Source organism: Candidatus Bathyarchaeota archaeon (assembly GCA_029882535.1).
GTDB lineage: Archaea > Thermoproteota > Bathyarchaeia > Bathyarchaeales > SOJC01 > JAOUKM01.
The window spans coordinates 1-2,142 of the sequence record JAOUKM010000075.1 but is presented as its reverse complement, the minus strand read 5'-3'; the positions used below and the strand labels follow the sequence as shown (position 1 = coordinate 2,142).

The following is a 2,142-nucleotide window of genomic DNA, read 5'->3' as shown; positions in this document are numbered from 1 at the left end:
AAATCGCAACCTTATGTTGGGAAACTGAAGACTACTTGAGAAGAAGCATTCGAAAGCTACTCTTTGAGGGATGCTAGCAAAGGTGGTTAATCCATGTCAATCTCAGACTTGAAAACTCGAGTTAGTTACTCGAGTGAAAGCAAACGCAAGAACCATAGGCTTCTTTCAATTCTCTCTTTTTTACACAGTTATCTAGGGTATTCTGCCTAAAAAATTGAAGATACCCAATTCCACAGAGAAAATAGCTTTTCAAGAGCAATTACAAATAAGCTAAACACTGCAATTATCAACGCCCAACGCTCATAGATTTCTTCTCACGTTTTTGCTTTGATGCTACTTACGCTAAAACCCTTTTTGATATAGTCTTCTACACGTTTTCCCCTATAAAAATGAACATTTCTAAGCCCACCTTTCTCATCTTTTATTACATAGAATCCCTCATGCATGGGACTCTTCCTAATATAGACTAAACCAAAACCATCTGACAATGCGTTAATAGTGGCACTAGGAGTATTGTAAGAGCCATTCTTTTTCAGAAGTGGCACTTTAATCGTTTCCGTATTATATTGTTGAGAAGGCCAGACAATGTCATAATTGAAGTCTGCTCCTGGAAAAGTCTCTTCGCTTATGTTTTGGAAGTGGAACGACACCTCAAAAGGTTCACCAGAAATGATAGATTTGAGAGGAATCAGTCTGAAAAGCTTAGCTTTAGACTTCGAAAGAACCTTAACAATTAGTCTATAGGGTTTAGAACTACTCAAACTCTACCCTTCTTTAGCAACTCTACTATCTTCTGAAGCATCTAAAAGATTTTATGGACTCCCTAGAAGAACAACCACGAACCACAGTTGCGCGCGTTCTATCTTTTGATTATTGCTTAATTTGCCATTTTTCCATTTCTGGATTGGTGAAGCCATATCGGAAGTCAAATATCTGAGCTAATTCCTTTGAAAATTGTCCTTGATAGCAAAAACTGAAAGTCTTCCTTCCAGCATTCTTCACAGCTTTAATTAAAGGAATAAAATCCCTATCAGCCAAGAGAAACAGCCCAGTGTCATAGTAGTCCAGATAAGCCATAGTCAAGGCATCTACACATATGAGAATGTCAACACCTTTTTGTCTAAGTGATCCATCTGATTTTTTAACAGCTTCTCCTAACCTAACAGTGAGAAAGGAATTTTTGAGAGAGAGAGAATCAAAATACTCCCTTTGCTTTTCGTATTCTTTTTCCTTTTTATCGGTAATGCCATCATAATAATATGTCCTAATCAGGTTTGCCCTGAAAGGATTTATCGGAGTTCTATTATACAAGTCTAGCATGTAGTTTCTCAGTTTTAAGAAATCTATGTTGTCGTCTCCAAATAAGTCGTTAAAGAGTTTCCTTAGATAGCCTCCATCAATAAAAATCATCACTTTCTCAAGAGGTTTTGGAGATCCACCAGTTATATTTCGCATGAATATAAATTCCATTTAATGAGTAAAAAGGTTTTCATATGCGCGCGCTACTCTATATACTTCTCGAATTCTTAAAGTCTATAGATTCAACCGCGCCGATTTGAACCCGCGATTCTAAGAGCTTCTGTCAAATTTGACTGAACCTATTTCAATAACAACAATGTGGTTGTTAATAGCCACGTGGCTGTTATCTTGAGAGTAACTTTAACGGTGGTGGAGAGATTATGATAGAAGAGAAAGATGCAGACGCTTATAGTTGCGAATGTCCTAAATGCGGCCACAAATGGAAAGTTTCAAAAGGCAAATGGATAAGATTGAACATGGTAACAGGAAAACACCCTGATTGTCCAAAATGCAATAGTGGGCGAATTCTTTGGAAGCCGATTAAAGATGAGTGAACAGGCACAATAGCTAGTTTTTGGGATTATAAGCATTACAAGCGGTTATATTCCTTGTCGACAAGAAAGTATATAGACCAATTGTGACAAAAGGGGATTTTATGGACTCCCTGAAAGAACAACTACGAACCACAATTTGCATAATGTATAAAAAAGGGGGGGCTATAGAGGCTAAGGATTGGAATGAAAGTTTTGAAATAATAGTGAGCAAGTTTGGAGGAGAATAAGAAATGTCAATGTTTGAAGACATCCCAGTTGAAGTAGGCGTCATCTACGAAGGAGATCGAAT

At 37.3% G+C, this 2,142-nt stretch carries 4 protein-coding genes; 2 read left to right on the top strand and 2 right to left on the bottom strand.

Annotated features, from left to right (window positions below; all coding sequences use genetic code 11):
• Positions 1-314: 314 nt before the first annotated feature.
• Together OEX01_09655 and OEX01_09650 are read right to left on the bottom strand one after the other, a co-directional pair.
• Positions 315-761, bottom strand: coding sequence for a hypothetical protein (locus OEX01_09655; GenBank protein MDH5449248.1), 447 nt, complete (start codon positions 759-761; stop codon positions 315-317).
• 109 nt (positions 762-870) lie between these two features.
• Positions 871-1,455: an NYN domain-containing protein gene (locus OEX01_09650; protein MDH5449247.1), complete on the bottom strand. Its 585-nt coding sequence runs from the start codon at positions 1,453-1,455 to the stop codon at positions 871-873.
• Between the two features lie 224 nt (positions 1,456-1,679).
• Between OEX01_09650 and OEX01_09645 the strand changes: the two genes are divergently transcribed.
• A complete protein-coding gene (locus tag OEX01_09645) occupies positions 1,680-1,853 on the top strand; it encodes a hypothetical protein (protein MDH5449246.1) in 174 nt (57 codons plus the stop codon).
• 101 nt (positions 1,854-1,954) lie between these two features.
• Positions 1,955-2,080 carry a hypothetical protein gene (locus tag OEX01_09640; protein ID MDH5449245.1) on the top strand — a complete coding sequence of 42 codons (126 nt, stop codon included), beginning with the start codon at positions 1,955-1,957 and terminating at the stop codon, positions 2,078-2,080.
• Positions 2,081-2,142: the final 62 nt, after the last annotated feature.